We start from the raw sequence: 1837 nt of genomic DNA, 5'->3' as shown, positions 1-1837 counted from the left end.
TAAGCATAATAATCTGAAAAAGTAGTGTAGATGAACTCATAGACTTCCTTAAAGTAATGATAGTCAATCTTTGAAAGCCTTTCCGAAATGGAGCTTCTGACTACGGTTTCCCTTTCATCTAAGTCAAACAGTACTTTAAATCCCGAATCGTTAAAAGTATCTTCTAAAGTGCGTTGGCTTAATTTCTCATTGTCTAGAATTCCATAAAGTAGTAGATAGAATACCTTTTTGGCATGCAATACTTTAGTATAATAGTCAACATTCGTATTAGAGGATAGGTGGGTTAATAAAGCCTCTGGTATTAACCCTATCAGTTGGCTTACTGATACCTTGTGGTTCTTGAAATTTGTCATTAGATTTTAAGAAAGCGTAGCCAAAGATACAAATTCATAAGTCTAAGACAACGACAAATCATTAATAACAAAAAATGGCCGGAAGATATTTAATCTTCCGACCATGACTAAGCGAAAGCTCCTTTTTTATACTATTTATCGTAAATGTTATTTTTTGTACATAACCTTTTTCACTGCGTCAATTGTCCTTGCAACGTTTGGTAAGGTAGCCTCAATAAGAGTAGGGGCGTAGTGTAAAGGAATATCCATATTGTTTACTCTGATAACAGGAGCATCCAAATGGTCAAAGGCATAACGTTGTAAATGATATGTTATTTCAGATGAAATAGCTGCTAATGGCCAAGCTTCTTCTACAACCACACACCTGTTGGTTTTCTTTACTGAGTCAACAACTGTTTGATAGTCAATAGGTCTTACTGTTCTCAAATCTATCAATTCTACACTTATACCTTCTTTTGCTAATTGTTCGATAGCTGGTAAAACCACTCTTGAAATCATTTTTCCAAACGAAACAATCGTAACATCTTTGCCTTCTTGTATAACATTTGCCTTTCCGATAGGTAAAATATATTCTCCGTCAGGAATCATACCTTTGTCGCCATACATTTGCTCAGACTCCATAAAAATTACTGGGTCGTTGTCACGAATAGATGCCTTCAAAAGACCTTTACATTCATAAGGATTTGATGGAACAACAACTTTCAGTCCGGGGGTATTAGCAAACCAATTTTCGAAGTTTTGTGAGTGTTGAGCTCCAAGCTGACCTGCATTGCCTGTAGGCCCTCTAAACACGATTGGGCAAGAATATTGCCCAGCTGACATGGCCATTATTTTGGCAGCACTGTTGATGATCTGGTCAATGGCAACAAGTGAAAAGTTAAAAGTCATGAATTCAATAATCGGACGACAGCCGTTGATAGCAGCACCAACACCTATACCTGCAAAACCTAGCTCAGCAATTGGGGTGTCAATAACTCTTTTGGGTCCAAACTCATCCAACATTCCTTGACTGGCTTTGTAAGCTCCATTGTATTCAGCTACCTCTTCACCCATTAAGAATATTGTTTCATCACGACGCATTTCTTCTGACATCGCCTCTTTTACAGCATCTCTAAATTGAATTTCTCTCATTTTTGGCTTATAAATAAATTAATTTTGGGCAAAGACCCCAATTGGTCTACAAAAATAGTAAGCTATTGTCAATTTCCGAAATCTATTTGTAGAATTGCGTGATTTCGTTAATTTATTTTTGTCGATTGTTATATTTTCGGTGTTTAAAATTCAATAATTTGATGTTTCCTAAAAAGAGATTATGGGTTTGTTCATCCATTACTATAAGAAGGAATGAAATTTTTATGGGATAAATTTAATTTGGGTTATGTGACCATTTCAAGGTTTTGATTTGTTCGATTTAATTCCGAAGGAATTTAATATTTATAGAAGAAGAATTTTGCAGTGGTTGTACGACCCCTTCGGGGTCGAAT

At 35.8% G+C, this 1837-nt stretch carries 1 protein-coding gene and 1 pseudogene; both read right to left on the bottom strand.

What is annotated here, in order from left to right:
• Positions 1-353: pseudogene (locus EGI26_RS07480) on the bottom strand (IS4/IS5 family transposase); the annotation flags it as partial.
• Between the two features lie 147 nt (positions 354-500).
• Positions 501-1484, bottom strand: coding sequence for a pyruvate dehydrogenase complex E1 component subunit beta (locus tag EGI26_RS07475; RefSeq protein WP_255077335.1), 984 nt, complete (start codon positions 1482-1484; stop codon positions 501-503).
• Between the last annotated feature and the right edge of the window lie 353 nt (positions 1485-1837).

The sequence above is a fragment of the Lacihabitans sp. CCS-44 genome (genome assembly GCF_024343735.1).
Classification (GTDB): domain Bacteria; phylum Bacteroidota; class Bacteroidia; order Cytophagales; family Spirosomataceae; genus Leadbetterella.
The sequence above is the reverse complement of the archived record's forward strand: the minus strand, read 5'-3'. Positions and strand labels throughout refer to the sequence as shown.

Coding starts and splice junctions, on each gene's coding strand:
- EGI26_RS07475 (WP_255077335.1), bottom strand. CDS start 1,484: ATGAGAGAAATTCAATTTAGAGATGCTGTAAAAGAGGCGATGTCAGAA.